The organism is Microtetraspora sp. AC03309 (assembly GCF_020826795.1).
Lineage (GTDB): Bacteria > Actinomycetota > Actinomycetes > Streptosporangiales > Streptosporangiaceae > Microtetraspora > Microtetraspora glauca.
Map to the genome: position 1 here is coordinate 1 of NZ_JADDIL010000194.1, position 1,464 is coordinate 1,464.

Consider the following 1,464-nt stretch of genomic DNA (forward strand, 5'->3'; position numbering starts at 1 on the left):
GCCTCGGATATTTCTGAGTTTGAGGCCATCAAGTCGGTGGCCAGCAAACTCGGCATCTCGGAGGAATCAGTGCGTCGGTGGCGACGCAAGGCCCAAGTCGACGCCGGAGAGCGCCCCGGCACAAGCAGCTCCGAGCACGCCGAGATTCGCAAGCTTAAACGAGAAGTAGCCGAACTACGCAGAGCCAATGAGCTTTTGAAGTCAGCGTCCGCGTTTTTCGCAGCGGAGCTCGACCGCCCCGTGACGAAATGATCGCCTTCATCGATGCACATCGCGATCAGTTCGGGGTCGAGCTCATCTGCCGTGTCCTACGGGCAGCAATCCCGGGGTTTCTCACCGCACGCGGCTACCGCGCCGCCCGAGTGCGTCCGGCATCAGATCGCGAGATCCGCGATGAACAGCTGATCGCTGACCTGTGCACCGTCCATAAGGACAACTTCTCGGTCTACGGCGTCAAGAAGATGCATGCAGCGATGAAACGCCGCGGCTGGCACCTGGGCCGCGAACAAACCCGGCGGCTGATGCACAAGGCCGGCTTGCGCGGCGTGCAGCGAGGTAAGCCGATATTTACCACGGTCACCGACCCGGCCGATTCGCGGCCGGCCGACCTGGTCAACCGCCAGTTCATCGCTGCTGCGCCGAACCGATTATGGGTCGCTGACATCACCTACGTGCGCACTTGGCAGGGGTTCTGCTACACCGCGTTCGTCACCGACGTGTGTACCCGCAAGATCGTCGGATGGGCGGTCTCGACCACGATGCGCACCGAAGACCTGCCGCTGCAGGCATTCAATCATGCTGTATGGCAATCGAACTCAGATCTTTCTGAGTTGATCCATCATTCCGACCGCGGATCGCAGTACCTGTCGCTGGCATACACCGACAGACTGATCGAGCTTGGGATCGCACCATCGGTGGGGTCACGTGGCGATAGTTACGACAACGCCCTCGCTGAGGCGGTCAATGCCGCCTACAAGACCGAGTTAATCAACCGCGGCAAGCCGTGGCGAGGGGTCGACGACGTCGAACTGGCGACCGCCGAATGGATGGCCTGGTACAACCAGGAACGCCTACATGAAGCCCTCGGCTACGTTCCACCAGCCGAGTACGAGGCCGCCCTCAAGGGCGCCTCACACCCCGCGAGCCAGCCGACCCCGGCCCTCGTACCCAACTAGGAACAAAACCTGGGGTGCTTCAAGTGGTGCTGCTATAACGATGCGCGTCATCGGCGCCGACGGGTAGGGCCGAAAGACCCCTTCTGAAGGCTTGCTCGACACCGCTACTGGCAGTAGGGAGAAGCTTCGGGTTGAGGTCGCAGTTATCTGGGGTCAGATTCTGATGTTTACTGTTGTTCCCGCTGAGGCGAGTTGGCCTGGCTTGGCGTGATGGGTAACAGGCTGGGCTGCCGGTGTTTCCGGTTAGGGGTTGGTTGGTGCGGTCTGGCTGGCGCGATGGTTCGGGAGC

At 61.4% G+C, this 1,464-nt stretch carries 2 protein-coding genes and 1 other annotated feature; both genes read left to right on the forward strand.

Features of this window, described 5'->3' with window-relative positions; translation table 11 throughout:
• Positions 1–252, forward strand: a 252-nt coding sequence (locus IMZ11_RS42230; RefSeq protein ID WP_228649144.1) for a transposase, incomplete at its 5' end; no start/stop codon positions are given.
• Positions 210–326 (forward strand) — a sequence feature (AL1L pseudoknot). It overlaps the preceding gene by 43 nt.
• The gene (locus IMZ11_RS42235; RefSeq protein WP_228649146.1) at positions 249–1,175 is read left to right on the forward strand and encodes an IS3 family transposase; all 927 of its coding nucleotides are present in this window, start codon (positions 249–251) and stop codon (positions 1,173–1,175) included. (Overlaps the previous feature by 78 nt.) The genes IMZ11_RS42230 and IMZ11_RS42235, both read left to right, overlap by 4 nt.
• Positions 1,176–1,464: the final 289 nt, after the last annotated feature.